This is a genomic window from Falsiroseomonas stagni DSM 19981, from assembly GCF_900114315.1.
Lineage (GTDB): Bacteria > Pseudomonadota > Alphaproteobacteria > Acetobacterales > Acetobacteraceae > Falsiroseomonas > Falsiroseomonas stagni.
This window is the reverse complement of sequence record NZ_FOSQ01000007.1, coordinates 42,524-67,575: the sequence shown is the minus strand read 5'-3', so window position 1 is coordinate 67,575 and position 25,052 is coordinate 42,524. Positions and strand designations below refer to the sequence as shown.

At 69.3% G+C, this 25,052-nt stretch carries 23 protein-coding genes; 8 read left to right on the top strand and 15 right to left on the bottom strand.

Annotated features, from left to right (window positions below; genetic code table 11):
• Positions 1-22 precede the first annotated feature (22 nt).
• From BM041_RS17920 to kynA, 4 genes are all read right to left on the bottom strand, one after another.
• A complete protein-coding gene (locus BM041_RS17920) occupies positions 23-1,438 on the bottom strand; it encodes a homospermidine synthase (RefSeq protein WP_092961263.1) in 1,416 nt (471 codons plus the stop codon).
• A 29-nt stretch (positions 1,439-1,467) separates the two neighbouring features.
• A complete protein-coding gene (locus BM041_RS17915) occupies positions 1,468-2,682 on the bottom strand; it encodes a type III PLP-dependent enzyme (RefSeq protein WP_092961262.1) in 1,215 nt (404 codons plus the stop codon).
• Positions 2,683-3,192: 510 nt separating this feature from the next.
• On the bottom strand, positions 3,193-4,074 hold the full coding sequence (speB, locus tag BM041_RS17910) for an agmatinase (protein WP_092961261.1): 882 nt from the start codon (positions 4,072-4,074) through the stop codon (positions 3,193-3,195).
• A 302-nt stretch (positions 4,075-4,376) separates the two neighbouring features.
• Complete coding sequence (kynA, locus tag BM041_RS17905) at positions 4,377-5,201, bottom strand: tryptophan 2,3-dioxygenase (RefSeq protein ID WP_092961260.1); 825 nt, start codon at positions 5,199-5,201, stop codon at positions 4,377-4,379.
• A gap of 62 nt (positions 5,202-5,263) precedes the next feature.
• On the opposite strand from kynA, the gene BM041_RS17900 reads away from it, so the two are divergent.
• Both BM041_RS17900 and BM041_RS17895 read left to right on the top strand, forming a co-directional pair.
• A complete protein-coding gene (locus tag BM041_RS17900) occupies positions 5,264-6,412 on the top strand; it encodes an aminotransferase class V-fold PLP-dependent enzyme (protein ID WP_092961259.1) in 1,149 nt (382 codons plus the stop codon).
• A 43-nt stretch (positions 6,413-6,455) separates the two neighbouring features.
• Positions 6,456-7,265, top strand: coding sequence for an IclR family transcriptional regulator (locus BM041_RS17895; protein WP_092961258.1), 810 nt, complete (start codon positions 6,456-6,458; stop codon positions 7,263-7,265).
• Here the strand turns inward: BM041_RS17895 and BM041_RS17890 are convergent.
• From BM041_RS17890 to BM041_RS17845, 10 genes are all read right to left on the bottom strand, one after another.
• Entirely contained in the window at positions 7,229-8,281 is a 1,053-nt protein-coding gene (locus tag BM041_RS17890) for a dihydroorotate dehydrogenase (RefSeq protein WP_092961257.1), read from the bottom strand. The genes BM041_RS17895 and BM041_RS17890 overlap by 37 nt on opposite strands.
• On the bottom strand, positions 8,274-8,606 hold the full coding sequence (locus BM041_RS17885) for a cupin domain-containing protein (RefSeq protein ID WP_092961256.1): 333 nt from the start codon (positions 8,604-8,606) through the stop codon (positions 8,274-8,276). The genes BM041_RS17890 and BM041_RS17885 overlap by 8 nt, the downstream gene beginning before the upstream one ends.
• A gap of 127 nt (positions 8,607-8,733) precedes the next feature.
• Complete coding sequence (locus BM041_RS17880) at positions 8,734-9,690, bottom strand: Bug family tripartite tricarboxylate transporter substrate binding protein (RefSeq protein ID WP_175534005.1); 957 nt, start codon at positions 9,688-9,690, stop codon at positions 8,734-8,736.
• On the bottom strand, positions 9,687-10,406 hold the full coding sequence (locus BM041_RS17875) for a class II aldolase/adducin family protein (RefSeq protein WP_175534004.1): 720 nt from the start codon (positions 10,404-10,406) through the stop codon (positions 9,687-9,689). Before BM041_RS17875 ends, BM041_RS17880 begins: the two co-directional genes overlap by 4 nt.
• Positions 10,403-11,368, bottom strand: a complete 966-nt coding sequence (locus BM041_RS17870) for a Bug family tripartite tricarboxylate transporter substrate binding protein (protein ID WP_092961253.1) — start codon at positions 11,366-11,368, stop codon at positions 10,403-10,405. Before BM041_RS17870 ends, BM041_RS17875 begins: the two co-directional genes overlap by 4 nt.
• Positions 11,369-11,409: 41 nt before the next feature.
• Positions 11,410-12,969, bottom strand: coding sequence for a hydantoinase B/oxoprolinase family protein (locus BM041_RS17865; RefSeq protein WP_092961252.1), 1,560 nt, complete (start codon positions 12,967-12,969; stop codon positions 11,410-11,412).
• A complete protein-coding gene (locus BM041_RS17860) occupies positions 12,966-15,086 on the bottom strand; it encodes a hydantoinase/oxoprolinase family protein (protein ID WP_217648754.1) in 2,121 nt (706 codons plus the stop codon). The genes BM041_RS17865 and BM041_RS17860 overlap by 4 nt, the downstream gene beginning before the upstream one ends.
• 168 nt (positions 15,087-15,254) lie before the next feature.
• On the bottom strand, positions 15,255-16,958 hold the full coding sequence (locus BM041_RS17855) for an ABC transporter permease subunit (RefSeq protein WP_092961250.1): 1,704 nt from the start codon (positions 16,956-16,958) through the stop codon (positions 15,255-15,257).
• A 36-nt stretch (positions 16,959-16,994) separates the two neighbouring features.
• Positions 16,995-18,038, bottom strand: coding sequence for an extracellular solute-binding protein (locus BM041_RS17850; protein WP_092961249.1), 1,044 nt, complete (start codon positions 18,036-18,038; stop codon positions 16,995-16,997).
• Positions 18,035-19,141, bottom strand: coding sequence for an ABC transporter ATP-binding protein (locus tag BM041_RS17845; protein ID WP_092961248.1), 1,107 nt, complete (start codon positions 19,139-19,141; stop codon positions 18,035-18,037). The genes BM041_RS17850 and BM041_RS17845 overlap by 4 nt, the downstream gene beginning before the upstream one ends.
• Positions 19,142-19,403: 262 nt before the next feature.
• On the opposite strand from BM041_RS17845, the gene BM041_RS17840 reads away from it, so the two are divergent.
• From BM041_RS17840 to BM041_RS17825, 4 genes are read left to right on the top strand one after another with little or no spacing between them, the layout of a single operon-like run.
• The gene (locus BM041_RS17840) at positions 19,404-20,423 is read left to right on the top strand and encodes an ABC transporter substrate-binding protein (RefSeq protein WP_092961247.1); all 1,020 of its coding nucleotides are present in this window, start codon (positions 19,404-19,406) and stop codon (positions 20,421-20,423) included.
• Positions 20,424-20,436: 13 nt separating this feature from the next.
• The gene (locus BM041_RS17835; protein ID WP_245762151.1) at positions 20,437-21,192 is read left to right on the top strand and encodes an ABC transporter ATP-binding protein; all 756 of its coding nucleotides are present in this window, start codon (positions 20,437-20,439) and stop codon (positions 21,190-21,192) included.
• Complete coding sequence (locus tag BM041_RS17830) at positions 21,189-22,049, top strand: ABC transporter permease (RefSeq protein WP_092961245.1); 861 nt, start codon at positions 21,189-21,191, stop codon at positions 22,047-22,049. The genes BM041_RS17835 and BM041_RS17830 overlap by 4 nt, the downstream gene beginning before the upstream one ends.
• Positions 22,049-23,377: a cytosine deaminase gene (locus tag BM041_RS17825; RefSeq protein ID WP_092961244.1), complete on the top strand. Its 1,329-nt coding sequence runs from the start codon at positions 22,049-22,051 to the stop codon at positions 23,375-23,377. The genes BM041_RS17830 and BM041_RS17825 overlap by 1 nt, the downstream gene beginning before the upstream one ends.
• A gap of 1 nt (position 23,378) precedes the next feature.
• On the opposite strand, the gene BM041_RS17820 is transcribed toward BM041_RS17825, so the two are convergent.
• A complete protein-coding gene (locus BM041_RS17820) occupies positions 23,379-23,960 on the bottom strand; it encodes an NAD(P)H-dependent oxidoreductase (RefSeq protein WP_092961243.1) in 582 nt (193 codons plus the stop codon).
• Positions 23,961-24,031: 71 nt separating this feature from the next.
• Here BM041_RS17820 and BM041_RS17815 point away from each other — a divergent pair, with 71 nt between their 5' ends.
• Both BM041_RS17815 and BM041_RS17810 read left to right on the top strand, forming a co-directional pair.
• Positions 24,032-24,463 carry a cupin domain-containing protein gene (locus BM041_RS17815; protein WP_245762150.1) on the top strand — a complete coding sequence of 144 codons (432 nt, stop codon included), beginning with the start codon at positions 24,032-24,034 and terminating at the stop codon, positions 24,461-24,463.
• Entirely contained in the window at positions 24,463-25,044 is a 582-nt protein-coding gene (locus BM041_RS17810) for an NAD(P)H-dependent oxidoreductase (RefSeq protein ID WP_092961242.1), read from the top strand. The genes BM041_RS17815 and BM041_RS17810 overlap by 1 nt, the downstream gene beginning before the upstream one ends.
• The last annotated feature ends 8 nt before the right edge of the window (positions 25,045-25,052 follow it).

Here is a 25,052-nt window from a genome sequence, read left to right as displayed (position 1 = left end):
GAAACCCCCCGCGCATCGCGGTTCAGACGACCCGGAAATTCTTGAACTGCCAGGGATCGCTGCTGTCCACATCCTCCGGGAACAGCACCGCGCGGTCCTGCAGCGGCGTCCAGTCGGAATAGGCGCCGACCACATCGCCGAGGTAGGGCGCGCAGATCGCCAGCGCGCGCTCATGGTCGATCTCATCCGATTCGACCACGCCTTCGCGCGGGTTCTCGATGGCCCAGATCACGCCCGCCAGCACCGCCGCCGTCACCTGCAACGAGGTCGCGTTGTTGTGCGGCACCACGCGCCGCGCCTCCTCGATCGTCAGCCGCGACCCGTACCAGTAGGCGCCCTTGGCGTGGCCCATCAGCAGCACGCCGAGTTCATCCATCCCGTGCACGATCTCATCCGTCATCAGCCGCTTCTCCGGCTGCATCTGCCAGTTCTTGCCGGCGAGTTCGTGGATGGACAGCACCGCATCGTCGCAGGGGTGGTAGGCGTAGTGGGAGGTCGGCCGGTAGGTCACGGCCCCCGCCTGGTCCCGCAGCGTGTAGTAGTCCGCGATCGAGATGCTTTCGTTATGGGTGATGAGGAAGCCATGCATCGGCCCCTCCAGCGGCGTCCAGGACCGAACGCGGGTGCTGGCACCCGGCCGCATCAGGTAGATGGCCGCGTCGCAGCCGAAGCCGTGGCGGTGGCCATCCGGCGGCAGCGCCTTCTCATGGCTGCCCCAGCCGAGTTCCGCGGGCTGGCTGCCCTCTCCCACGAAGCCGTCCACCGACCAGGTGTTCACGAACTCCCCGGGCTTCTTCGGCGTCAGCGAGACCTGCGTGTCGCGCTCCGCGATATGGATCACCTTCACGCCGAGGTCGCGCGCCAGCGTCGCCCAGCCCGTGCGGTCCGCGGGCTTCGGCACGCTGACCTGGCGCCCCGTATCCCGCGCGATGTCCAGCAGCGCCTGCTTCACGAAATGGCTGACCAGCCCCGGATTCGCGCCATGCGCGGTGACGGAGGTCGGCCCGCCCTGGAAGGCGGGCTTCAGCGCCACCGCCTCCTCCCGCATCGAATAGTTGGAACGCTGGGAGGGGGTAAGGGAGGGATCCGTGTACCCGCCAGCCCAGGGCTCCACCACCGTATCGAGGTAGAGGCAGTCCAGCTCCTGGCACAGTTTCATCAGCGCGACGGAGGCGACGTCCACGCTGAGGTTCAGCAGGAAGTCGCCCTTGCCCAGCAGCGGCGAAAGCAGGTCGCGGTAGTTGTCCCGCGTCGCCGCCTCGATGATGAAGCGCACGCCGTATTCCGCCGCCACCTCATGGCCCCGCTCCTCCGCGGTCACGATGGTGATGCGGTCGGCGGTGATGCCGATGTGACGGAGGATCAGCGGCAGGACGCCCTGGCCGATCGACCCGAAGCCCAGCATCACCAGCCGGCCGGCGAAATCCACATGCTTCATCGTTCAGTCGCTCCTTCGGGCCGGCTCGTTCACGCCGCTTGCGCGGCCATGGAGTAACCCGGCGTTTCAAGCAAGGGTGGATCGATGACATCGACCATGCCGGCACGGTCGAAGCCGTTGAAGGCGGTGCGCAGGCAGCCGCCATAGGCGCCGAGCTGCCCGACCTCGATCCAATCCCCCTCCCGCACATCGGCCGGCAGCAGGAAGGGCCCTGCCATCCGGTCGGCGCTGTCGCAGGTCGGGCCCTGGAAGGCGAAGGGCAGGGTCCCGGCATCGGTCTGGCGCAGCAGCCGGACGGGAAACCGGAACCCCGGCACCCCCGCATCGGACAGCGCGCCATAGACGCCGTCATTGACGAAAAGCTCGCCATCCCGCCGCGCCTGCACCTGCACCACCACGGAAGCCCCGCCGGCCACCAGCGCGCGGCCGGGCTCCGCCCACAGTTCCACGCCCGGCAGGGCGGCTTCCGCGAAGCCGATGCGGATCGCCGCCATGAAGGCGGAAAGCGGCGGCGGCACGATGTCCGGATAGGCGACGGGGAAGCCGCCGCCGACATCCAGCACCTCAACCGCCACGCCGGAGTCGCGGATCACCTGCGCCGCCAGCGCGATGGCACGCCGATAGGTATCGGGCTCCAGGCACTGGCTGCCCACATGGAAGGACACGCCGAGCCTGGCCGCGAGCGGCCGCGCCGCACGCAGCAGCGCCACCGCCACGCCGGGCTCCGCCCCGAATTTGCCGGAGAGATCCATCATCGCCTCGCCCTTCGGCAGCGCCAGGCGGATGATGAGGCCGAGGTCACGGGCGCCGCCCGTTTCCTGCATCACCTTGGCCAGCTCCGCCTCGCTGTCCACGACGAAGTCGCGGACGCCATGCTGGGCATAGGCGTCGCGGATCGCGGAACGCGCCTTCACAGGGTGCATGAAATGGATGGCGGCATCGGGGAACATGCTGCGCACCAGCCGCACCTCCGCGGCCGAGGCGCAGTCGAAGTGCCGCACGCCGCCCGCCCATAGCGCGCGCAGCATGCCGGGTTCCGGGTTGCACTTCACCGCATACATCGTCGTGCCGGGGAAGGCGGCCAGGAAGGCGGACGCCGTCGCCGCCACCTGCGCCGGGCGCAGGCAGTGCAGCGGCTCCTCCGGCCGCAGGGCCGCGACCACGGCATCGACGGTGCGCGGCAAAGCGGGCTGGGCGGGGCGGCGAAGCGGCGCGACGGCGCCGCGGAAGCGGAACTCGGTCATGGCGGTGGCCCTCCTTGGCGCGACGCGTGAATTTGGCCGCCGCCGCGCCAGCATCCCGGATGGGGGAGGCGCGGCGGCGGAAGGAGGGAACCGCCTGCTGCCCAAGGCTCCGCCCCGGCACGCCGGGCCTTGCGGCGCGGACGGGACGCGGCGGAGGAGCCGTCGCCGACGCGCCGTCCTGCCCTCAGGCAGTCGGTCGCGCCGCGGTCCGGCTCAGGCGCAGTCGCGATGGCATGTCGGGGATGACACTGCCTCACGTGCGGCGATCAGGCGACTCAGGCGGTTCCCTCGAACCTACCCGGCGGTGAGGCCGGGTCGAACAAAGGACGCGTCCCGTCGTTGCTGTGCCCGGTGTCCTGAAATCGGAGCGGGCTCGCGGCACGTGCGATGGCGTCGGTCAGTGGCCGGATAAATAGCGGCGGCTTCGCTGAACCGCAAGTGAAAATTCTGGCGCCGGCCCAGACCCTCGCGCATGACGCCCTGCATTCAGCGCAGGGCGCCGGAAGCTTTTCAGCGGCACAGGTATTCCCAGGCCATCGTCGCCGCGGCCAGCGCCGTGATCTCCGCCACATCATGGGCGGGCAGCACCTCCACCACATCCATGCCCCGGAAATCCACGCCGTCGAGGCGCCGCAGCAGCGCCTGCGCCTGCCAGCTCGCGAGCCCGCCGATTTCCGGCGTGCCCGTGCCGGGCGCGAAGGCGGGGTCCAGCACGTCGATGTCGAAGGAGAGGTAGGCAGGGGCCGCACCCACCACCTCCCGCACCTTCGCGGCCACGGCCGGCGGGCCGAGCTCGAAAAAATCCTGGGCGGTGACGATGGTGACGCCCTGCGCCAGGGTCCAGTCCCAGACCTCCCGCTGCACGGGGCTGCGGATGCCGATCTGGATGGTGCGGCGGGGGTCCACCAGCCCCTCCCGGATCGCGTGCCAGAAGACCGATCCATGGGCGTAGGCCTGGCCGAAATTATCCGGCCAAGTGTCCACATGCGCGTCGCAATGCACCAGCGCCAGCGGCGCCCCCACCCGCTGCCGCAGCGCGCGCAGCAGGGGCAGCGTGATGCCATGCTCGCCCCCCAGCGCGACCAGGTGGTCGATCACGCTGGCCTGCTGCTCGATCAGCGCCAGGCTGGCCGGGATATCCCCCAGCGCGATGGCGAAATCCCCGATATCGGCGATCGGCAGCGTCGCCGGGTCCACCCAGGACCCGGGATGCGCGCCATCCACCAGCATCCGGGACGCCGCCCGGATCGCCCGCGGCGCATCCCGCGCGCCGGCGCGGTTGGTGGTGCCGATATCCAGCGGGATGCCCGCCACGGCGATGCCGCCTGCCGGGTCGCGCCGCTGCACGCCGAGGAAGCCGGGCGGGGTGGCGAAGGTGGGCGTTCCGGCCATGGCGCGGGCTCCTGCTGGCGCGCGGCCGGGCAGGGGCCGTGCCGCCTCCTCATGCCCGATTTCGACAAGGAGCGGGACCCCGCCAGCCGCGCCCGCCCCGCTGGCCCCCGAAATCACTGGAAGGCGGCCACTGTTCCTGATATGTTCAAGCCGCCATCGCCCCCGCCATGCCCCGCATCGCCGGAAGGGCCGGGCGCGCCTTCGTCGCCCGGAATTTGTCCCAAATCGCCGCGCGAACACGGTGCTAAACGCGGCTAAACGGCATAAACGGCTTAAACGGGTTAGCGACTAAAAAGTCACACTCACCGCGCCTTCAGCCTGGTCCGCACCGACCACAGCTCCGGGAAGAACCCCTTCTCCAGCACGCCCTTGAGGTAGGAGACGCCCGCCGAGCCGCCCGTGCCCATCCGGTGGCCGATGATGCGCTCCACCGTCTTCATGTGCCGGAAGCGCCAGGTCTGGAACGCGTCCTCGAGATCCACGAGTTCCTCGGCCAGTTCATACAGGTCGAAATGCGCCTCCGGATTCTCATAGACCACCGCCCAGGCCGCCGTGACGCCCTCATCCGCCTCGTGCCGCTTCGTCAGGTCGCGTTCCAGCACGGACACCGGCACCGGCAGCCCCCGCCGCGCCAGCAGTCGAAGCGCCTCGTCATAGATGGAGGGGCCGCGGAACGCCGCCTCCAACGGGCCGATGATGTCGGGGCGGTGGCGATGCGGGCGCAGCATGAACTCGTCCTTCGCGCCCATGCGGAACTCGATCATCCGGTACTGCCAGGACTGGAAGCCGGATGAACTGCCGAGGCTGGCGCGGAAGGCCAGGTAGTCATGCGGCGTCATGGTGGAGAGCACGTCCCAGGCGCCGATCAACTGCGCCTGGATGCGGGAGACGCGGGACAGCGCCTTGAAGCAGGGCCGCAGCTCATCGCGCCGCATGTTCTCGATCGCCAGGTCCATCTCATGGTTCAGGAGCTTCATCCACAGCTCCTGCACCTGGTGGATGGTGATGAAGAGCAGCTCGTCATGCTGGCCTGACAGCGGTGCCTGCGCGGTCAGCAGCTGGTCGAGCCGGAGGTAGTCGCCATAGCTCATCCGCTTCGCGAAATCGGTCTCGACGCCTTCGACCATGGGAGAGTCTCCTTGAACCCCGATAGTTTAAGCTTAAACTATCCCGGGAAGGGAACCCGAATATGCTGGACCTGCGCGCCCATTTCTCCCGCTTCCTCGGCGCCCGGCCCGGCCGGCTGCATGTGGCGGCGCATAGCCACCATCCCTGGCCGGACGCGACGCGGGATGCGCAGTTGGCCGCCTGGGATGTGGCGGCCGAGCATCAGGACGACAAATGGAGCGTCGTGCTGGGCCAGGTCTGGCAGGACGCGCAACGCCATGTCGCCCGGCATATCGGCGCGCCCGACCCCGCCAGCATCGTCTTCGCGCCCAACACGCATGAATTCGTCATCCGCATCCTGTCCAGCCTGCCGACCCAACGCCCCGCCCGCATCCTGACCACCGATGGCGAATTCCACTCCTTCGCCCGCCAGGTTGCGCGGCTGGAGGAGGAGGGTCTCGTTCACGTCACCCGCATCGCTTCCGACCCCGGCCCGGACTGCCTGCCCCGCCTGGCGGAGGCCGCGCGCGCCGGCTTCGACCTGGTCTGGACCAGCGAGGTCTTCTTCCACTCCGGCTACGCGCAGGAGGATTTTCGCGACCTGGCGCAGGCCGCAGGCGACGCCGTGCTGGTGATCGATGGCTATCACGGCTTCATGGCGAGGCCGGTGGACATCTCGGCGGTTGCCGACCGCGCCTTCTACCTCGCCGGCGGCTACAAATACGCCATGGCCGGGGAGGGTGCCTGCTTCATGCACTGCCCGCCGGGCTGGCTGCCCCGGCCGCGCGCCACGGGCTGGTACGCCGCCTTCGGGGCGCTGGCGGCCAGCGATGGCAGCGTGCCCTATGCCACCGATGGCTGGCGCATGATGGGCGCCACCTTCGACCCGTCCGGCCTCTACCGCCTCAACGCCGCGATGGACTGGCTGGCGGCGCAGCGCATCGACACCGCCGCCATCAGCGCCCATGCCCATGCCCTCCAGGCACGCTTCGTCGCGGGGCTGGCGGGCACCGGCCTCCATCCCCGGCACCTCGCCGTGCCCGTCACGGAACGCCGGCGCGGGAATTTCCTGGCCTTCGACCTGGATGACGCCGGGGGCTGGCAGGCCCGCCTGGCCGCCGCCGACATCGTCACGGACCGTCGCGGCCGGCGTCTGCGCTTCGGCTTCGGCCTGTATCACGCCGCGGACGATATCGACCGCCTGCTGGACCGCCTGCGCCACCTGCCCTGACAGGGCTTGGCGCCGCGGATGGCGCTGCCCATGATGACGTTGCATGAGCGATGACACCGAGGGTACAGCCGCCGTCCGTTCCGTCCTGATGGCGGTGCGGGTGCTCGAAGCCATGGCCCTGGCCGGTGGGCCGATGCGCGTCTCCGACCTGGCGCGCGACCTGGCGGAGCCCAAGGGCCGCGTCCACCGCCACCTCGTCACGCTGCGCCAGGCCGGGCTGGTGGCGCAGGAGGAGACGACGGAGCGCTATCACCTGACCTGGCGCATGTACCAGATCGGCCAGGCGGCGGGGGAGCAGTTCGACCTGAAGCGCGTGGCGGAGCCCGCCATGCACCGGCTGCGCGATGCCGTGGGGCAATCCGTCCTGCTGGCCGTGCCGACGGGCGGCGACCCGCTGGTGGTGCATGCGCTGGAGGCCCCGAACAAGGTCTCCATCACCGTGCAGCCCGGTAACCGCCCCGCCGCGCATTGCTCCGCGCAGGGGCGCATCATGCTGGCCTTCGCGGCGGCGGAGCTGCGCGACCGCCTCCTGTCCGGACCGCTGGAGAAGCTGACACCCGACAGCATCACGGACCCCGCTGTTCTGCGCGACCGCATCGCCCTGGTCCGCGACCGGCTGTGGGAGACCGCGCCGGGGGAGGCGCTGACCGGCATCAACGTCCTCGCCGCGCCCTTGTTCGCGGCCGGGGAGGTGCTGGTCGGCTCCCTCGGCATCGTCGGCTCCGTGCAATTCGTGCAGGACCCGCCGCCAGCGTCGATGCTGGAGGCCCTGCACGAAGCCGCAAGCGCCGTCAGCGCCCGGCTGGGGTCGAACCGCTACCTGGCTTCGGGTGGCACGAAGTCCCGCCAGTAGCCCGGCCGGTCCGCCTGCACGCCATAGGCCACGCGCCGTTCGGCGGCGAGGCCGATGAGGTCCTCCACATCACCGCCCGTGCGGACCAGATAGGCCTCGATCTCCGCCACCGCGCGGCGCGCGACATCGAAGCCGCCGGCCATGATCGCGCTGGTCATCTCCACGGCCCGTGCGCCGGCGAGCAGGAAGCGCACCACGTCCAGCCCGTCCCGCGCGCCGTTCGTGCCCAGCAGCGAATAATCGGCGCCTACCTTCTTCCGCGCCTCCGCCAGCCAGCGGCAGGTCAGCGCCAGCGACCACGGCCCGCCGATGGCGCCGGCGGTGCCGAGCATCGGCGCGCGGGTCTCGATATCCGGCACCAGCGCCATGAAGCGGCCCATGACGATGGTCGCATCCGCGCCGCCTTCCTTGGCGGCCAAGGCGAGGGCGCCGACATCCTCGCTCTGCCCCGTCAGCTTGATCCAGAGCGGGATGGAGATCGCGGCGCGGAGCCTGGCCGTGATCTCCCGCACCCTGTTCGCCGCGCGTTCCTGGATGATGGCGCCGGGCACGGCTTCATCGCCATGCGGCGCGCCGATGTTCAGTTCCAGCACGCGGATGCCGGCGGCCTCGTAGCGCTTCGCCAGGTCGCAGGCGGTGTCGAGGTTGGCGAGGATGATGGAGCCGATGACGTATTGCCCCGTCTTCGCGGCTTCCCTGTCCTGCGCGGCGACGATGTCGATCCAGTCCTCGCTGGGCGACTGGTGCAGGCCCGAACGCCCCAGCAGCATCGCATCCGGCGGCGGCGCGAAATCCCAGGGTATGGGGTTCCACCGGCTGTCCAGCAGCACATGGTCGCTGCCATCCAGCTGGCGCTTCGCGGCCACGCTCTCATTGATCGACTTGGCGACGACGGCGCCCGCGCCGGTGGCGCGCGCGGCCACCAGCGCGCCTTCCGTCATCGTATGGTCGCCGGAGCCGATGATGACGGGGTTATTGAGCGTGATGCCCCCGACGCGGACGGAAAGGTCAGGCATATTCCGGCCTGGCCGGCGTGAAGACATCGAGGTTCAGCACCATCTCATCCCCCACGACCACGCCGTGATGCATGGCGTTCGGCGGCACCACCAGCAGGCCCCCCGGGCCGAGGCGATGCACCTCACCCTCGATGTGGAAATCGATGGTGCCGGCCATGATGTAGACGATCTGCTCGTTAGGATGGTTGTGCGGCTTCGGCTCGTGCCCGGGATGCAGGCGATGCAGCGCGACAGTGGCGCCTTCGCCCGTGAAGCCCTTGCGTTCCACGCCGGGGCGGACGGTCGTCCAGGGGATGCTGTTCCAGTCGATCTTGGGGATGTTCATGGTGCTACCTTGCTCATCAGGAGGAACATGCGGCCCGCTTGCGGGCCGAGCGGCCGGACGGCCGCCGCGGCCAGTGCCGCGAAGCCAAGGCCGCGGATGCGGCCGCCCGGCGCTTGAGGGCATCGAACTATTGCTTCTCGATTCTCGCGGCTTCGATGACCCGGCCCCAGAGGGCGGTTTCGGCGGTGAGCAGCGCATGCAGCGCCTCCGGCGTGCCTGGCGCGGGCTCCACGCCGATCGGCAGCAGGCGGTCGCGCACATCGGGCATCGCCATGGCGCGCGCGACCTCGGCATTCAGCCGGTCGATGATCGGGCGCGGCGTGCCGCGCGGCGCGGCCATGCCGTTCCAGGTGATGACATTGTAGTCGGGCAGTCCGGACTCGGCGACGGTCGGCACATCCGGCAGGATCGACATGCGCCGCGGTGATGTCACCGCCAGCGCCCGCATCCGCCCGCCGCTGATCTGGCCGAGCGTCGTCGCCGCCACCTCCATCGCCGCCTGCACATCGCCGGAGACGGTGGCGTTCAGCAATTCGCCGGTGGCGCGATAGGTCACGATCTCCGCCGGGATGCTGCCCATGGAGCGCAGCAGTTCGAGCGAGAGATGCAGCGCCGTGCCGACGCTGACGGAGCCGAGATTGACCCGCCCGGGATTCGCCCGCGCCCCCGCCACCAGATCCTGCAGGTTGCGATAGGGCGAGTTGGCGGCGACGACGATGGCGTGCGGGAAGCTGGCGATCTGCGACACGAAGGCGAAATCGTCGATGGGGTGGTAGGGCAGTTGCCGGAACAGATGCGGCGCCGTGGCCGCCGTCGCCGTCACCAGCAGCAGCGTGTGGCCATCGGGCGCCGCGCGCGCCACCGTCTCGCTCGCCACGATCCCGCCGGCGGAGGGCCGGTTCTCGATCACGACGGGCTGGCCGAGGGTCTCGCTGAGCTTCTGGCCGACGATGCGCGCGGTGGTATCGCCGACGCCGCCCGGCGCGAAGCCAACGATCCAGCGGATGGGCCGGTTGGGGAATTGCTGCGCCATGGCGGGCAGCGCGGTGCAGGCCAGCAGGGCGGCAAGCAGAAGGCGCTTCATGGCGTCTCTCCCAGGAATGGCCGGCTTCGGGCGATTTTTCGTTTGAGAAAATCCCAGCGCAGGCCGAGGTTGGCCGCATCCAGCAGGAATTTCTTCGATTGCGCGGCAGCGGCGGGGTCGAGCTTCTGCAGGGGGCCTGCGGCGGCGGCGCGAAGCTGCACATCGGCGGCCCATTCCAGCACCGTCATGCCGATGCAGGCTTCCGCGATGGAGGCACCGACCACCAGCGCGCCATGGTTCTTCAGCAGCAGCCCGCGCTTCGGCCCCAGCGCCGCGGCGATGGCATCGCCTTCGTTGGTGTCCAGCACGATGCCGTGGAACTCGTCGAACAGCGCGATGTCGTCATGGAAGACGGCGCCGGTCTGGGTGATGGTCTCCAGCGTCATCCCCGCGCAGCCCAGCGCCACGCCGGCCTTGCCATGGGTGTGGATGATGCAGGTCACGTCAGGCCGCGCGCGGTAGATGCGCGTGTGGATATGCAGGGTCGGGTTCACCCGCCCGATGCCGCGCGTGGTGTCGAGGTCGAAATCGGCCTCGATCAGGCCATCCGCCCGCACCTCGTCGAAGCCGATACCCCATTGATGCGACCAGAAGCGATCCGCCCCCGGCAGCCTTGCGGTGAGATGCCCCGCGATGCCGCTGGCCTGACCATCGGCATCGAGGATGTGGTAGGCGTGCAGCAGGTCCTGCTTGAGCAGCCGCTCCGCCTCGCTCACTGCTTCTCCACCCCCGCGAGTTGCGCCATGCGGCCCCAGGCCGCGACCTCATTCGGGATCATGGCGCCGAGTTCCTCCGGGCTGCTCGCCTCGGGCAATCCGCCGAGCTCGATCAGGCGGTTGCGGATCTCCGGCACGCCGAGCGCGCGGCGGATGGCACGGTTCATCGCCTCGATCTGCGGGCGCGGCGTATTGGCGGGGAAGACGATCGCGTTCCAGGACCGGACGATGTAGTCGGGCAGGCCGCTTTCCGCGCTGGTCAGCACATCGGGCAGGGTCGGGAAGCGCGTCGGCGCCGTCACCGCCAGCAGCTTCACGCGCCCGGCCTGAACCTGCGGCAGGGTCGGCGCCAGCAATTCGCCCGCCACCTGGATCTCCCCGGTGGAGAGCGCCGTGATGAGCTCCGGGGAGGAGCGATAGGTCACCGTCGTCATCGGCGCGCCGGCCATGGCGCGGAACAGCTCGACGCCGAGGTGCTGTGCGTTGCCGACGGCGATGGAGCCGATGTTCAGCGTCCCCGGCCGCGCCTTCGCATAGGCGATCAGCTCCGCCAGCGTGTTCACGGGAAGCTGCGGGTTCACGGCGATGACGTGGTCGTACCAGACCATGCGGCCGACCGGCGCGAAGTCGCGTGTCACGTCGAAGGGCATGGTGCGATAGAAGGCGGGCGCGGCCATGTTGCTGGTGGTCAGCAGGTACATGGTGTGGCCATCCGGCGCGGCGCGGGCGACCGCTTCGGCGCTGATGATCCCGCCGGCGCCGGGGCGGTTGTCCACCACGATGGGCTGGCCGATTTCCGCCTGCATATGCGGCACCAGCATCCGCACCGTGATGTCCCCCGCGCCGCCGGCCGCGAAGCCGAGGACGAAGCGGACGGGCCGCGTGAACAGCGCCTGCGCCCGCACCACAGCGGGCAGCGCCAGCACCGATGCGCTGCCGAGCAGCGCGCGCCTTGCGATCATTCCTGTCGTTTCCTCAGAGGACGCCCGTTTGCCGGGAGTCGTTATGCCTTACCGTAGCCGCCGCCGCCGGGCGTTTCCATCAGCACTTCGTCGGTGGCCGCCATCGCCATCTTGCGCGCCTCGTTCACCGGCTTGCCGTTGACCAGGAAGCGTCCGGGCAACCCATCGCCACCGCCTTCCAGCCCTTCCGGGCCGAGGTCGGTGCGGCTGGCCACCACGTTGAGCAGCCAGGGATCGCGGGTCCTCATGCGGTAGCCGATGACCTGGCCATCGCCGCCGGGCATCCGCCCCGCGCCACCCGATCCGCGGCGAAGCTCCTTGCGCGTGAAGACGATGGGCATGGCGGCTTCCAGCACCTCCACCGGCACCGCCGCGACGCCCGTAGGGTAGCAGGTGGCAGAAAGGCCGGGCTTCTCCCGCCGCGCGCCCGTGCCGCCGGAGTAGTTGAACATCGAGGAGGTGAAGGGCTGGCCTTCATCATCCTTGCCCTGGATCTGGATGGTCCAGACCGCGCCCGAACCCTCCGCCAGCACGCGGTCCGGCATCACCTGGTGCAGCGCCTTCAGCACGGGGAAGGGAACATACATGCCGACCACGTGCCGCGCATTCACCGGCGCAGGGTAGCGGCAATTCACGATGCTGCCTTCCGGCGCGCGGACCTTCACGGGGAAGAGGCTGCCGTAGTTGTTGGGCAGGTCGGGGTCGAGGCAGGCGCGCACGGCGAAGTTCGCATAGGCCGCCGTGTAGTTCAGCACGACATTGATGCCGATCGGCGCTTCAGGCGAAGACCCCGTGAAGTCGATGACGAGTTCGCCGGCATCGGTATCCACCGTCACCGCCGCCTTCAGCGTCACCTTCAGCCCGCCGGGGACATCGAAGATGCTCTCGCCATGGAAGGTGCCGGGCGTCAGCTTGCGGATGCTCTCCCGCGTCGCTTCTTCCGACCGGCCGATGATGGCATCGGAAAGTGCCTCGATGTCATCGAAGCCGGTACGGTCGCAGAGCGCGTTCAGGCGCTCCGCCCCCACACGCCCCGCCGCCACCTGCGCGGCCAGGTCGCCTGCCACATGGTCGGGCGTGCGGACATTGCGGCGGATGATGTCGAAGAGCAGCGCATTGGCGACGCCCTTCTCATAGAGCTTCGCCAGCGGAATCCAGAGCCCTTCCTCATGCACGTCGCGCGCCCCGGCACCGACGCCGTAGCCGCCGATATCGGTATGGTGGATGGTGCTGCCGAAGAAGCCGATGCAGGCGCCGCCGCGAAACACAGGCGTCATCACCGTGATGTCGAAGAAATGCCCCGCGGAAAGCCAGGGATCATTGGTGATCAGCACATCGCCGGGGGAGAGGTTATCGGGCGGGAAGGCACGGACAAAGTGCTGGCCGGCGGCGGCCAGGCTGTTGATGTGCCCTGGCGTGCCCGTCACCGCCTGCGCCACCATCCGCCCGCGCCGGTCGAACAGCGCGGTGGCCAGGTCCCCCGCCTCCCGCACGATGGGGCTGAAGGCGATGCGCTGCAGCGCGCGCGCCTGTTCCGTCACCGTCGCGATCAGGTTGGACCACTGGATCTCCAGCGCGATGCCGTCGAGGGAGGTGTTCATGCCACGCGCTCCGCGACCACGGCGCCAGTCGGGTGCACGCTGGCCGTCCAGCCGCGCAGCACCACCAGCGTGGTCTCCCGTTCCTCTATGATGACAGGGCCTTCGATCTTCTGGCCGACGGCGATGGCTCCGCGGTCATAGACCGGCACCATCGGCACATCAGGCTCAACCGCCACGGGGCGATGCGTGCGCGGGCTGGCGGGCGTGCCGCCCGGCATGGGGGAGGGGCTGGCAACGGGCAGCGGCCCGCGCGCGGCCAGGCGCCAGGTCACGACCTCGATCGGGACATCGGGCAGGCGGATGCCGTAGAGGGCTTCGTAGGCCTGCTCGAAGGATTCGCGCAGCGCCACCGCATCGCCGCTGTCCAGCACGGACAGCGGCAGTTCGGTCGTGACCTCGTTCTGCTGCCCGCGGTAGCGGCAATCCACGCCGAGTTCCAGCGTCGCATCCGCGGCATCGACGCCCGCCTCCGCCAGGGCCGCGCGGCCCTCATCCGCCATGCCGCCGACCAGCGCGCGCACGGCCGCCCAGTCCAGCGTCGCGAGCGGGGAGAGCGCGGAACGCACCAGGTCCAGCCGTACCGGGGAGACGAGGGTCCCGAAGGCGGAGAGCACGCTGGCCATCGGTGGGAAGACCAGGTGCCGGCATTCCAGGAGTTCCGCCACGCGGCAGGCATGGACGGGACCGGCGCCGCCGAAGGCCAGCATCGGCAATCCGCGCCAATCGATGCCGCGATCGGTCGCATGGGCGCGCGCCGCGCCGGCCATCTGTTCGCAGACTACCTCGAACACCCCGCGCGCCGTCGCGACCGCATCGGTGCCGAGGCGTTCGCCAAGCCGCCCCAGCGCGGCCGCGGCACCCGCCATGTCCAGCTTCATGTCGCCGCCGAGGAAGCGGTCCGCATCCAGCAGGCCCAGCACCACGTCGCTATCCGTCACCGTGGGCTCCGTGCCCCCACGGCCGTAGCAGACCGGCCCTGGTTCCGACCCCGCGCTGCGCGGCCCCACCTTCAGCAGGCCGAGATTGTCGACGCGCGCGATGGAGCCGCCGCCGGCGCCGATCTCGATCATGTCCACGGCGGGGATGGTGATGGGGAAGCCGCTGCCGGGCTTGAAGCGGTAGCGGCGATCGACCTCGAACTCCCCGGCCACCAGCGGCTTGCCGGCATCGATCATGCAGGCCTTGGCCGTGGTGCCGCCCATGTCGAAGGACAGCAGCCGCGGGAGGTGGAGCACATCGGCGAAGTAGCTGGCCGCCAGCGCGCCGGCCGCCGGCCCGCTCTCGATCATCCGCACCGGGAAGGCGCCGGCGATGGAGGTGCCGACGACGCCGCCATTCGACAGCATGATGAGCGGCCGGTTCGGAAAGCCCCGCCGCACCAGCTCCGCCGACAGCGCCGCCAGATAGGGCGCGACGATGGGCTGGGTGTAGGCATTCATCACCGTGGTGGAGGCGCGCGGATATTCGCGGATCTGCGGTGAGACCTCCGAGGACAGAGTGACCTCCATGGAGGGCACCGCCGCCAGTATCGCCGCCCGCGCCGCGCGTTCATTGGCCCCGTTGCGATAGGCATTGAGCAGGCAGATGCCCACCGCCTTCACGCCATCGGCGGCCATGCGATGCGCCAGGTCAGCGGCTTCCGCCGCGTCGACCGGCTTCTCCACCGCGCCGGTCGCGAGCATGCGTTCATCCAGCGTGTAGACCAGGCTGTCGGGCACCAGCGGATCGGGGAATTCGATCTGCGGGTCGAACATGTCGTAGCGATGTTCGTTGCGGATGCTCAGGATATCCCGAAAACCCTTCGTCGCCAGCAGGGCGGTCGGCGGGCCTCGACGCTCGATGACCGCATTGGTCACCAGGGTGGTGGCGTGGACCGTGACCTCCGTCACCGCTTCTGGCCCCACACCCGCCTTGCCGAGCGCCAAATCCACCGCGCGGAAGAAGCCTTCCAGCAGGTTGCGATGGGTGGTCAGCGTCTTGTCGGTGGTGGCGCGGCCATCCGCATGGCGCAGCACCACATCCGTGAAGGTGCCGCCGATATCGACGGCCAGCGAATAGCCGGTGGCGGCGGTCGCGGCCGCAAGGGCGCGCGGCGCGCCCGTCACATCGTCTGGCACCTGGTTTCCTTCCCCGACTGCGCTGCGGGATGGGCGTCTCGCAATGCAGGACAGCGTCCTTCGTACAGCAAGCATGTAGCCAAGTGCCGCCGCGCGTCAACCGCAAACGAAAAACCCCTCCGGCGCCGGGCGACGGAGGGGTTTCGTGGGGCGGCGGAGGGGGAAGGGCTACCGCTTCCAGACCCGGTCCAGCGGCATGAAGCGGTTCACCAGGATCAGCATCGCCACCGTCATCAGGATGAAGATGGTGCTGATGGCATTCACCGTGTTCTCCAGGCTGAAGGTGCTCTCGGCATAGATGCGCACCGGCAGGGTCTGCAGCCGCGCCGTTGTCAGGAAGGCTGTCACCGTCACCTCCCCGAAGCTCAGCAGGAAGCCGATGACGCAGGCCACCGCGATGCCCGGGCCAAGCTGCGGCAGGATCACCTTGCGGAAGACGCGCGCGGGCGGCGCGCCGAGGCCGCTTGCCGCTTCCTCCAGCGTCCGGTCCAGCCCCGCGACGGAGGCGCGCAGCAGCGCCAGCATGAAGGGCGCGACCAGCACCACATGCACCGCCAGCACGCCCATGAAGGGCGGCAGCGCCGTGAACCATTGCAGCAGCCGCAACATGCCAAGGCCGATCGCGATGCCCGGCAGGGCGAGGGGCAGCATCAGCGCCGCGCCCAGCACCTCCCGCCCCCTGAACCCCGCCCGCACCAGGGCGAAGGAGGCCGGGAGCGCGATGGCCAGCGAAATGGCGACGCAGGCCAGCGCCAGCTTCACGCTGACCCAGGCATCGGAGAGATAGCGCTCATTCTGCAGCACCATCCCGTACCACTTCCAGGTGAAGCCGACGAATTGCGCGACCGTCGCCTGCGGGCTGTCATTCACCGAGGCGACGGCGACCAGCAGCAGCGGAAAGATCAGGACGCCAATGGCCAGTGCCAGCAGGAAGCGGGAGACGACCGGCGCCGCGGCCTCCGCCACAGCGACCAGCGGCCGGCGGAGGCCTGGCGGCAGGGAGAGGCGGAAGCGCGGCGCGCGGCCTGTCACCCAGGGCGTCAGGAACCCGATCGCGCGCCCGATCAGGATCGTGACCACCACCGACGCGCCCAGCATCATCATCGCCAGCGCGGCGGCGAGGGGGTAGTTCAGGATCTCCATCCCCTCCTTCAGCACCACCATGCCGGAAACCCACACCTTCCGCCCGCCGACGAGGGTCGCGGAGACGTAGGCTGTCGATGCCATCAGGAAGGTCACGGTCAGCCCGGCGCGGAGGCCAGGCAGCGACAGCGGCAGGATCACGCGCAGGAAGCGCATGGCCGGTCCGGCGCCGAGGCCCGCCGCCGCTTCCTCCAGCCGCTTATCCTGGCCGTCGAGCACGTCGTACAAGGCCAGGACCATGTAGGGCAGGAAGACCTGCGTCAGCGCCAGGCCGACGGCGAACCAGCCGAACAGGAGGTTGGACGGCGGCAGCCCGAAGAACTGCCCGATGCCCGATACGATGCCCCGCGGCGCCAACAGCAGGATGATGCCGAGCGACCGTACCACCACATTGGTCAGCAGCGGCACCAGCACCACCGCAAAGCCCACCGGCTTCCAGCGCGGCGGCAGGCGCGTCAGCCACAGCGCCAGCGGATAGGCGAGGAAGGTGGAGGCCGCCGCCACTCCCAGCCCCAGCCAGATCGTGTTGAGGAAGACCCGCACATAGAAGCGGTCCCCCAGCAGTTCCGCATACTGCGCGCCGGAGGGCAGGAGGGAGAGCGGCGCGAACATCTCGCTGCTCTCCTGCACGGAGAGCAGCGCCACGGCACCGAGCGGCGCGGCGAAGGCGGCCAGCAGCCACAGCCCATAGGGCAGGGCGAGCCAGCCGGCCCGCGGAGAGGAATTCATGCGCCGTCCCGTATGCCCGTATCCAGTGGCCCGATGTCAGCCCGCGATCTCACGCGTGAAGCGGCTGGACCAGCGGGGCTGGTTCGCGATCACCAGGTCCCAGTTGAAGTCCACCAGCTTGTTCACCGCGGCCTCGCCCAGGATCAGCTTGGCCGCGAGTTCCGGGGCGAAGCTGACGTTCTTGATGGTGGGGGAGTAGTAGATCTCCTCCGCATAGGCCGCCTGGCATTCCGGGGAGAGGTGCAGGTTCACGAAGGCTTCCGCCAGCGCCTGGTTGCGCGTGCCGGTCGTGATGCAGGCGACATTGGTCGCGATGGCCTGGCCCTCGGTCGGGTCGGCGATGACGATGTTGGGGTTGCGCGTCTCCGCGTATTTGCGGGTGAAGCTGCCGAACTCCACGCTGGCAGCACCGACATCCTGGTCGAACATGCCATAGAGCTGGTCCTGGCTGCCCTGGATGGCGGCGAAGGGGCGCAGGCGGGCGATGTTGGTGAAGGCGGGGTCGATATTGCTCTCGCTGCCGCCCCAGACCTTGGCGGCCATCAGCAGCGCGGATGTGCCCTGCGCGCCCGGATAGGTCGGCCAGATCACCTTGCCCTTCAGATCGTCGCGCCAGAAGTCGCGCCAGGACGTCATCGGCGCGGCCACCTTGCGGCGGTCATAGACGATGGTGACGGGGTTGAAGGCCACGGCATAGCCGCCGATCTTCGCGATGTCATACAGGTTGGCGAAGTTGGGGACATTGGCGCTGGACGCCATCGTCACCCCGTCCTTCACCGCCTGCCGGCTTTCGAAGATGTTGAGGTAGAGCAGGTCGAAGGAAGGCCGGCCGCGTTCGGCATAGGCGCGGGCGCGGCGTTCGGGCGTGCCGCCCAGCACATAGTTGATCTTCACGCCATGCTGGCGTTCCAGCGGCGTGGCGCAGAACTGCCGCGTGATGCGTTCCTGCGCACCGCCCCAGATGCCGACCGTCAGTTCATCGCCCCGGCGGATCTGCGCGACCGCGTCGCGGCCCCAGATCGCGGGCGCGGCCAGCGCGGCGGCGGCCAGAAGGGCACGACGAGATGTCTGGATGCTCATGCTGATGCTCCCGTTGCGGCGGTGAAATCCTCGATCCACGACACCGCTTCCGGCGGCGCGGCGAGGGTGACGTCGGTGCCCGGCGCGATGGCGAGCTCGGCGGAGGGGCGATGGACCCTGATCTGCCGGCTGCCGACCGCGACCTCGTAATGGATGCTGTCATCAAGGCGCGTCGCCGCCGTGACCACCGCCGGCAGCGCCAGGCGGTTGTAGGGCAGGGGCCCGCGCGGCAGTTCCGCCTCCAGCGCCGGCAGCAGCCAGAGGCGCGCCGCGCGCAGCACCAGATGGCTCGGCCGTTCGGGCGCATCCTCCGGCAGGGGCAGCGCCGTCCCGTCCTCCAGCACGAAATGCCCGTCGGCGGCGCGGCCCGCCAGCACGGTGCGGGCGCCAAGGAAACCCGCGGTGAAGAGATGCCGGGGCCGTTCCGTGAGCTCGGCCGGCGAGGCGCATTCGACGATGCGGCCGCGATCCATCACGGCGACGCGGTCGGCCAACGCCAGCGCCTCCTCCTGGTCATGCGTCACGAACAGCGTGGTGATGCCGGCGGCGGCGCGCAGGCGGGCGATCTCCTCCCGCATCTCCACGCGCAGCCCGGCATCGAGGTTCGACAGCGGTTCATCCAGCAGCAGCAGGTCGGGGCGGATGACCAGCGCCCTGGCGAGCGCAACGCGCTGCTGCTGGCCGCCCGACATGCGGGCGGGGTAGCGGTCTGCCAGATGCGCGAGGCCCACCATCGAAAGCGCCTCCGCCACCCGCTTGTCGCGCTCGGCGCGGGAGACGTCGCGCATCTCCAGCCCGAAGCCGACATTGTCGGCCGCCGTCATGTGCGGGAAGAGCGCGTAGTTCTGGAAGACCATGCCGATCTGGCGGCGATGCGGGGGCGACCGCTCGATCGACTTGCCGTCGAGCTGGATGCGTCCCTCATCCGGCATGATGAAGCCGGCCACCAGCCGCAGCGTGGTCGTCTTGCCGCAGCCGGAGGGGCCGAGAAGCGCGATGCATTCGCCCCGATCGACGGAGAGCGACACGCCATCGACGGCGGCCTGGCTTCCATAGCGCTTCGTGAGGCGGTCGAGGCGGAGGTGGGGGGCGTTTTCTTGCACGACCGGACTGTAGGCAAAGCCGGGGCCCCGGCGCCATGCCCGTGCGGGGTGGAAAGACAGGGTGCCGGGTCGGCTGGCGCGCAACGGATGCCTAAAATTTCCGCGACTGCCCGCTTTCGCATCGGTGCCCGCTTGGTCTATGCCTGCCCGCGCTTCATGGGCCCTGGCATGGCCCTTGCTGACTTTCGGCCATGCCCCCTTCTAGTGGGGCGAACCGCCGCGAGTCGGCGGCAACCGGGATGCGGAAGAAAGGGATCGGCGGATGCGGACGAGGTATCGGATCGAGCGGCGGGCGCTGCTGACGGGCGGCACGGCCTTCACCCTGGCGGCGGTCGCCGGCGCGCGCGTGCCGCTGGCGCAGACGCTGGATCGCGTCTCCTTCCAGACCAACTGGCGCGCCCAGGCGGAACATGGCGGCTACTATCATGCGGTTGCCTCCGGCATCTATCGCCGCTACGGCATCGATTGCGAGATCCGCATGGGCGGGCCGCAGCAGAACCCGTCCCAGCTCCTGCTGGCGGGCCGCGTGGACTTCATCATGTCCAACGGCTTCCAGGCCCTGAACTATGTGCGGGAGAACCTGCCCTTCCTGACGATCGGCGCCATCATGCAGAAGGATCCGCAGATCCTGATGACGCATGAGGGCAACGGCATCAATTCCTTCGAGGATATGCGCGGCCGTCCCGTGCTGATCGGCGCTTCAGGCCGCGTCACCTACTGGCCCTTCCTGCGCCGGCGCTTCGGCTTCACGGATGAGCAGATCCGTCCCTACACCTTCAATGTCGGCCCCTTCCTGGCCGACCGCATGGCAATCCAGCAGGGCTTCGTGTCGTCGGAGCCCTTCGCCGCCATCCAGGCCGGCGCGCGGCCGAAGGTCTTCCTGATCGCCGATGCCGGCTACAACAACTACAACACAACCATCGACGTCAGCCGCCGCATGGTGACGGAACGCCGGGACCTGGTGCAGCGCTTCGTCAACGCCACGATGGAAGGCTGGACCCAGTACCTGACGGGCCAGAACATCGCCGCGGCCAACGCCCTCATCAAGCGCGACAACCCCGACATGGACGACGCCAAGATCGCCTATGCGATCCAGGTGATGAACAGCAACGGGATCGTCATGTCCGGCGATGCGCTGACGCTGGGCTGCGGCGCCATGACCGATGCGCGCTGGCAGTCATTCTATGAAGGGATGCGCGATGTCGGCCTCTACCCCGCCGGCATGGAGTTCCAGCGCGCCTACAGCCTGGACTTCGTCAACAAGCGCGTCGGTCTTGCCTGACATGGATGTTGGCGTGGGGGCGCCCGTCGTCTCGCTGGCGGGCGTCACCAAGCGCTACGCCAACGGGACGCTCGCGGTCAGGGGCGTGGACATGGCCATCGGGCAGGGGGATTTCGTCTCCCTGCTTGGCCCTTCGGGCTGCGGCAAATCCACCGTGCTGCGCATGATGGCGGGGCTGATCCCGCCGAGTGCGGGCCGGATCGAGATGGCCTCGGGCGGCCACGCTACCGGCGATGTCGGCTTCGTCTTCCAGGAGCCGACCCTCGCCCCCTGGTCCAACGCGCTGAAGAACGTGATGCTGCCGCTGCGCCTGGCCGGCGTGCCGAAGCCGGAGGCCGAGGCGCGTGCCGCCGCGGCGCTGGCTTCCGTTGGGTTGGCGGGGTTCGAGAAATCCTACCCCCGCGCCCTGTCCGGCGGCATGAAGATGCGCGTCTCCATCGCCCGTGCCCTTGTCACCAAGCCGCGCCTGCTGCTGATGGACGAACCCTTCGCGGCGCTCGATGAGATCACGCGCCACAAGCTGAACAACGACCTGCTGACGCTGTGGGAGGCGGAGCGCTTCACCGCCATCTTCGTCACCCATTCGGTGTTCGAAAGCGTCTACCTCTCCCGCCGCATCGTCGTCATGGCCGCGCGGCCCGGTCGCGTGGTGGAGGACCTCTCCGTGGATGCCCCCTATCCCCGTGGCGAGGTGTTCCGCACTTCCGCCGCCTATGCCGCCCATTGCCGCGACATCTCCGCGGCCCTGTCCCGGGCCATGGGCGAATGAGCGTCGTCCTCTCCTCCAACGAAGCCGCCACGGCGGTCGAGGAACATAGCGAGCGCAAGGTGCTGGGGCTGACGCCGGATGGCTGGCTCCGCATCCTGATGCCCATGCTCATCGGCTTCCTGGCCCTCGGCGCCTGGGAATGGGCTGTGCGGGCGAAGGAGATCCCCTCCTACATCCTGCCGGGGCCCATTGAGATCGGCCGCACGCTGCTGACGGATTGGGGCACGCTGTCGGGGTCGCTGCTGATCACGCTGCAGATCACCTTCGCCGCGCTGACCGTGGCCGCGGTGCTGGGGCTGGCGCTGGCGGTGCTGTTCGCGCAGTCCCGCATCATCGAATTGTCGCTCTTCCCCTATGCGGTGATCCTGCAGGTCACGCCGATCGTCGCCATCGCGCCACTGATCTTCATCTGGGTGGATGACATCCGGATCGCGCTGCTGATCTGCGCCTGGATCGTCGCCTTCTTCCCGATCCTGTCGAACACCACGCTCGGCCTGAACAGCGCGGACCACAATCTGGTCGACCTGTTCAGGCTGTACCGCGCCAATCGCTGGCAGGTGCTGCGCTACCTCCGCCTGCCGACCGCCATGCCCTATTTCCTGGCGGGGCTGCGGATCTCGGGCGGCCTGGCGCTGATCGGCGCCATCGTGGCGGAATTCGTGGCGGGCACGGGCGGGCGGGCTTCCGGCCTCGCCTACCGCATCCTGGAAGCGGGCTACCAGCTGAAGATCCCGCGGATGTTCGCCTCCCTGGTGCTCATCTCCGTCACCGGCATCGCCATCTTCCTGGCGCTCAGCCTCATTTCGCATCTCGCGCTGCGCCACTGGCACGAAAGCGCGATGAAGGAACGGAAGTAGTGAAGACCGCCCTTTCTGCTGCCGGCAGCCACTACTGGCTGGTGGACGCCCGCGTGCCTGCCTCCCTGCTGGCCGAACCCGTCGGGACGCCGGACATCGATGACCTCTGCCGCGTCGATATCCGCGTGGAGGGTGGCCGCATCGCCGCCGTGGTGCCGCAGGGGAAGGGGGGCGGGGAGGGCATCGACCTTCGCGGCGGCCAGGTCTGGCCCGGCTTCGTCGATGCCCACACGCATCTCGACAAGGGCCATATCTGGCCGCGGTCGCGCAATGCGGACGGCACCTTCGCCGGCGCCATCAACGCCGTCATGGCCGACCGCACCAAGGCCTGGAGCCCGGATGACGTCGCCGCGCGCGCCGATTTCTCGCTTCGCTGCGCCTATGCGCATGGCACGGTGGCCATCCGCACCCACCTCGACACCTACATGCCCCACGGCGCCGGCACCTGGCGCGTCTTCCGCAAGCTTCGGGACGATTGGGCCGGGCGCATCGCGCTGCAGATGACCTCCATCTGCCCGCTGGACCGTTTCCGGGGCGATGATGGCGCGGCGCTGGCCGACATGGTGGCGGATAGCGGCGGCGTGCTCGGCATGGTCACGCGCCATTCCGGCGGCATCCATGACGACCTGCCCGAGGGATTCCAGGAGGAACTGGACCACTTCTTCTCCCTGGCCGAGGCCCGTGGCCTCGACCTCGACCTTCATGTCGACGAGAGCGGGGAGACGGGCGCGCGAGCGCTGCGGGAGATCGCGCTGACCGCGCTGAAGCGCGGCTTCAAGGGTCGCATCCAGGCCGGCCATTGCTGTTCGCTGTCCATCCAGCCGGAGGATTTCGCGAAGGAGACGATCGCCCGCGTAGCGGAGGCCGGGATCGACATCGTCGTCCTGCCGATGTGCAACATGTATCTCCAGGACCGCGTGCCGAGCCGCACGCCCCGCTGGCGCGGCGTGACCCTGGTGCATGAGATGCGCGCCGCGGGCATCCGCGTCTCCGTAGCTTCCGACAATACGCGCGATCCCTTCTACGCCTATGGCGACCTCGACATGGCGGAAGTGTTCCGCGAGGCGACGCGCATCCTCCACCTCGACCATCCCTTCACGGATTGGCACCGCGCGGCCGCCGCCGCGCCGGCGGAGGCGATGCAGGTCAGCGCCACCCATGGCCGCATCCGCGCCGGCGCCACCGCCGACCTGGTGCTGTTCTCCGCCCGCTTCATGACGGAGCTTCTGTCCCGCCCGCAAGCCGATCGCGTCGTGCTGCGGGCGGGGAAGGTGCTGGATGCCGTCGCGCCGGATTGGCGGGAACTGGATGCGGTGGTCGGCCTCTAGCCTACCAGCGCCGGAAATGCGCGCGGACGCGGGTGACGAAGCTCTCGCATTCCGCCCGCGTCCGGTGGTCCATCCGCGTCAGCGTCACCCATTCGACCTTGCAGTCCTTGGCGCAGAGCCGGCGGATGCCGCGGCCCATCAGCTTCCGGTCGGTGCGGCCGATATACCAGAGCAGCCAGGTGGGGGACCCGTAGGTGGTCACCACTGCGATCCGCTTGATGTTGGTCAGCAGCGGCTCGATCGCGCCATCGCCCAGCTTGAAGGCCACGCCCGGCGCCCAGACGCGGTCGAACCACCCCTTCAGCATGGCGGGCATGCCGTACCACCAGGTCGGATACACCAGAACCAGCGCATCGGCTGTTCGCAGGCTTTCCACATGGTCCGCGACGCCCGCGTAGTTGTCGGTCACCGCGTGATAGACACCGCGCTCCTCCGCGCTGAGCGCGGGGTTGAATCCCTCGGCATAGAGGTCCCGCACCTCCACCGTGTGGCCCGCCGCTTCCAGCGATTCGCGCGTGGCGTCGCGCAGCGCGGCGTTGAGGCTGTCGGCCCGTGGGTGGCTGTGCACCAGCAGGATGCGCATCGCGATTGTCCCGGTTGTTCCGGCGCGCGATGTGCAACAATCAGCGTGAGCTTTGCAAGGAACGTCGCCGCATGATGGCCGCCCCCGTCCTGTCTCGCCGCGCCGCGGACCTCCGCGGCTTCCGCATCGCGCCCGATGACAGCAACTACTTCGCCTGCCTCTTCGATCCCGTGGCCGATGGCGTGACCTTCACCCTGGTGGTGGAGATCTTCGAACCGGGCGGCCGCACGCCCCCCAACACCCACAGCGCGGCGGAGGAATGCTTCTTCGTCCTCGCGGGTTCCGGCAAGGCCTACGCCAATGGCGTGGAGATGCCCGTGGGCCCCGGCGATTGCTTCGTGCTGCGCCCGGGGACCGAGCATGTCGTGGTCAACGACACGCAGGAGAAGCTGTATTGCCTGACGATGATGACGCCGAATGAGGGTTTCGCGGAGCTGATCCGCAACGGCACGCCGGTCGACCTGGCGCCGGAGGATATCGCCATCATCGCGGGGCGCCGCTGATGCGTATCCACTACCTCTACGCCCATCCGCTGGAAGACAGCTTCCATGCCGCCATCAGCCGCGCCGCGCGGGACGGGCTGCGCGATGCCGGCCACCAGGTGGATTTCTGCGACCTCTATGCGGAAGGCTTCAACCCGGTCCTGAGCGCCGAGGAACGCCGCGGCTACCACGAGGTGCCGTCGAACCAGGAGCCCGTGGCGGATTACGTCCGCCGCCTGATGGAGGCCGAGGCCCTGGTCCTGTCCTTCCCCACCTGGTGCTTCGGCCTGCCCGCCATCCTGAAGGGCTGGATGGACCGCGTGATGCTGCCGGGCGTGTCCTTCAGGCTGGAGGATGGCGTGGCCTCCCCCAACCTGCTGCACATCAGGAAGGTGGCGGGGATCAGCACCTATGGGCGCCCGCGCTGGACGGCGATGATGATGGGCGACCCGCCCCGCAAGATCGTCACGCGCTACTTCCGCGTGGTCAGCGGCGGGCGGGCGGCGGTGCAGTATCACGCCCTCTACGACATGAACCGCGCCACGGAACACCAGCGCGCGAGCTTCCTGGCCCGGGTGCGGCGGGAAATGGCGGGGTTCTGAAACACCCT

Coding starts and splice junctions, on each gene's coding strand:
- BM041_RS17920 (WP_092961263.1), bottom strand. CDS start 1,438: ATGAAGCATGTGGATTTCGCCGGCCGGCTGGTGATGCTGGGCTTCGGG.
- BM041_RS17915 (WP_092961262.1), bottom strand. CDS start 2,682: ATGACCGAGTTCCGCTTCCGCGGCGCCGTCGCGCCGCTTCGCCGCCCC.
- speB (WP_092961261.1), bottom strand. CDS start 4,074: ATGGCCGGAACGCCCACCTTCGCCACCCCGCCCGGCTTCCTCGGCGTG.
- kynA (WP_092961260.1), bottom strand. CDS start 5,201: ATGGTCGAAGGCGTCGAGACCGATTTCGCGAAGCGGATGAGCTATGGC.
- BM041_RS17900 (WP_092961259.1), top strand. CDS start 5,264: ATGCTGGACCTGCGCGCCCATTTCTCCCGCTTCCTCGGCGCCCGGCCC.
- BM041_RS17895 (WP_092961258.1), top strand. CDS start 6,456: ATGAGCGATGACACCGAGGGTACAGCCGCCGTCCGTTCCGTCCTGATG.
- BM041_RS17890 (WP_092961257.1), bottom strand. CDS start 8,281: ATGCCTGACCTTTCCGTCCGCGTCGGGGGCATCACGCTCAATAACCCC.
- BM041_RS17885 (WP_092961256.1), bottom strand. CDS start 8,606: ATGAACATCCCCAAGATCGACTGGAACAGCATCCCCTGGACGACCGTC.
- BM041_RS17880 (WP_175534005.1), bottom strand. CDS start 9,690: ATGAAGCGCCTTCTGCTTGCCGCCCTGCTGGCCTGCACCGCGCTGCCC.
- BM041_RS17870 (WP_092961253.1), bottom strand. CDS start 11,368: ATGATCGCAAGGCGCGCGCTGCTCGGCAGCGCATCGGTGCTGGCGCTG.
- BM041_RS17865 (WP_092961252.1), bottom strand. CDS start 12,969: ATGAACACCTCCCTCGACGGCATCGCGCTGGAGATCCAGTGGTCCAAC.
- BM041_RS17855 (WP_092961250.1), bottom strand. CDS start 16,958: ATGAATTCCTCTCCGCGGGCCGGCTGGCTCGCCCTGCCCTATGGGCTG.
- BM041_RS17850 (WP_092961249.1), bottom strand. CDS start 18,038: ATGAGCATCCAGACATCTCGTCGTGCCCTTCTGGCCGCCGCCGCGCTG.
- BM041_RS17840 (WP_092961247.1), top strand. CDS start 19,404: ATGCGGACGAGGTATCGGATCGAGCGGCGGGCGCTGCTGACGGGCGGC.
- BM041_RS17830 (WP_092961245.1), top strand. CDS start 21,189: ATGAGCGTCGTCCTCTCCTCCAACGAAGCCGCCACGGCGGTCGAGGAA.
- BM041_RS17820 (WP_092961243.1), bottom strand. CDS start 23,960: ATGCGCATCCTGCTGGTGCACAGCCACCCACGGGCCGACAGCCTCAAC.
- BM041_RS17815 (WP_245762150.1), top strand. CDS start 24,032: ATGATGGCCGCCCCCGTCCTGTCTCGCCGCGCCGCGGACCTCCGCGGC.
- BM041_RS17810 (WP_092961242.1), top strand. CDS start 24,463: ATGCGTATCCACTACCTCTACGCCCATCCGCTGGAAGACAGCTTCCAT.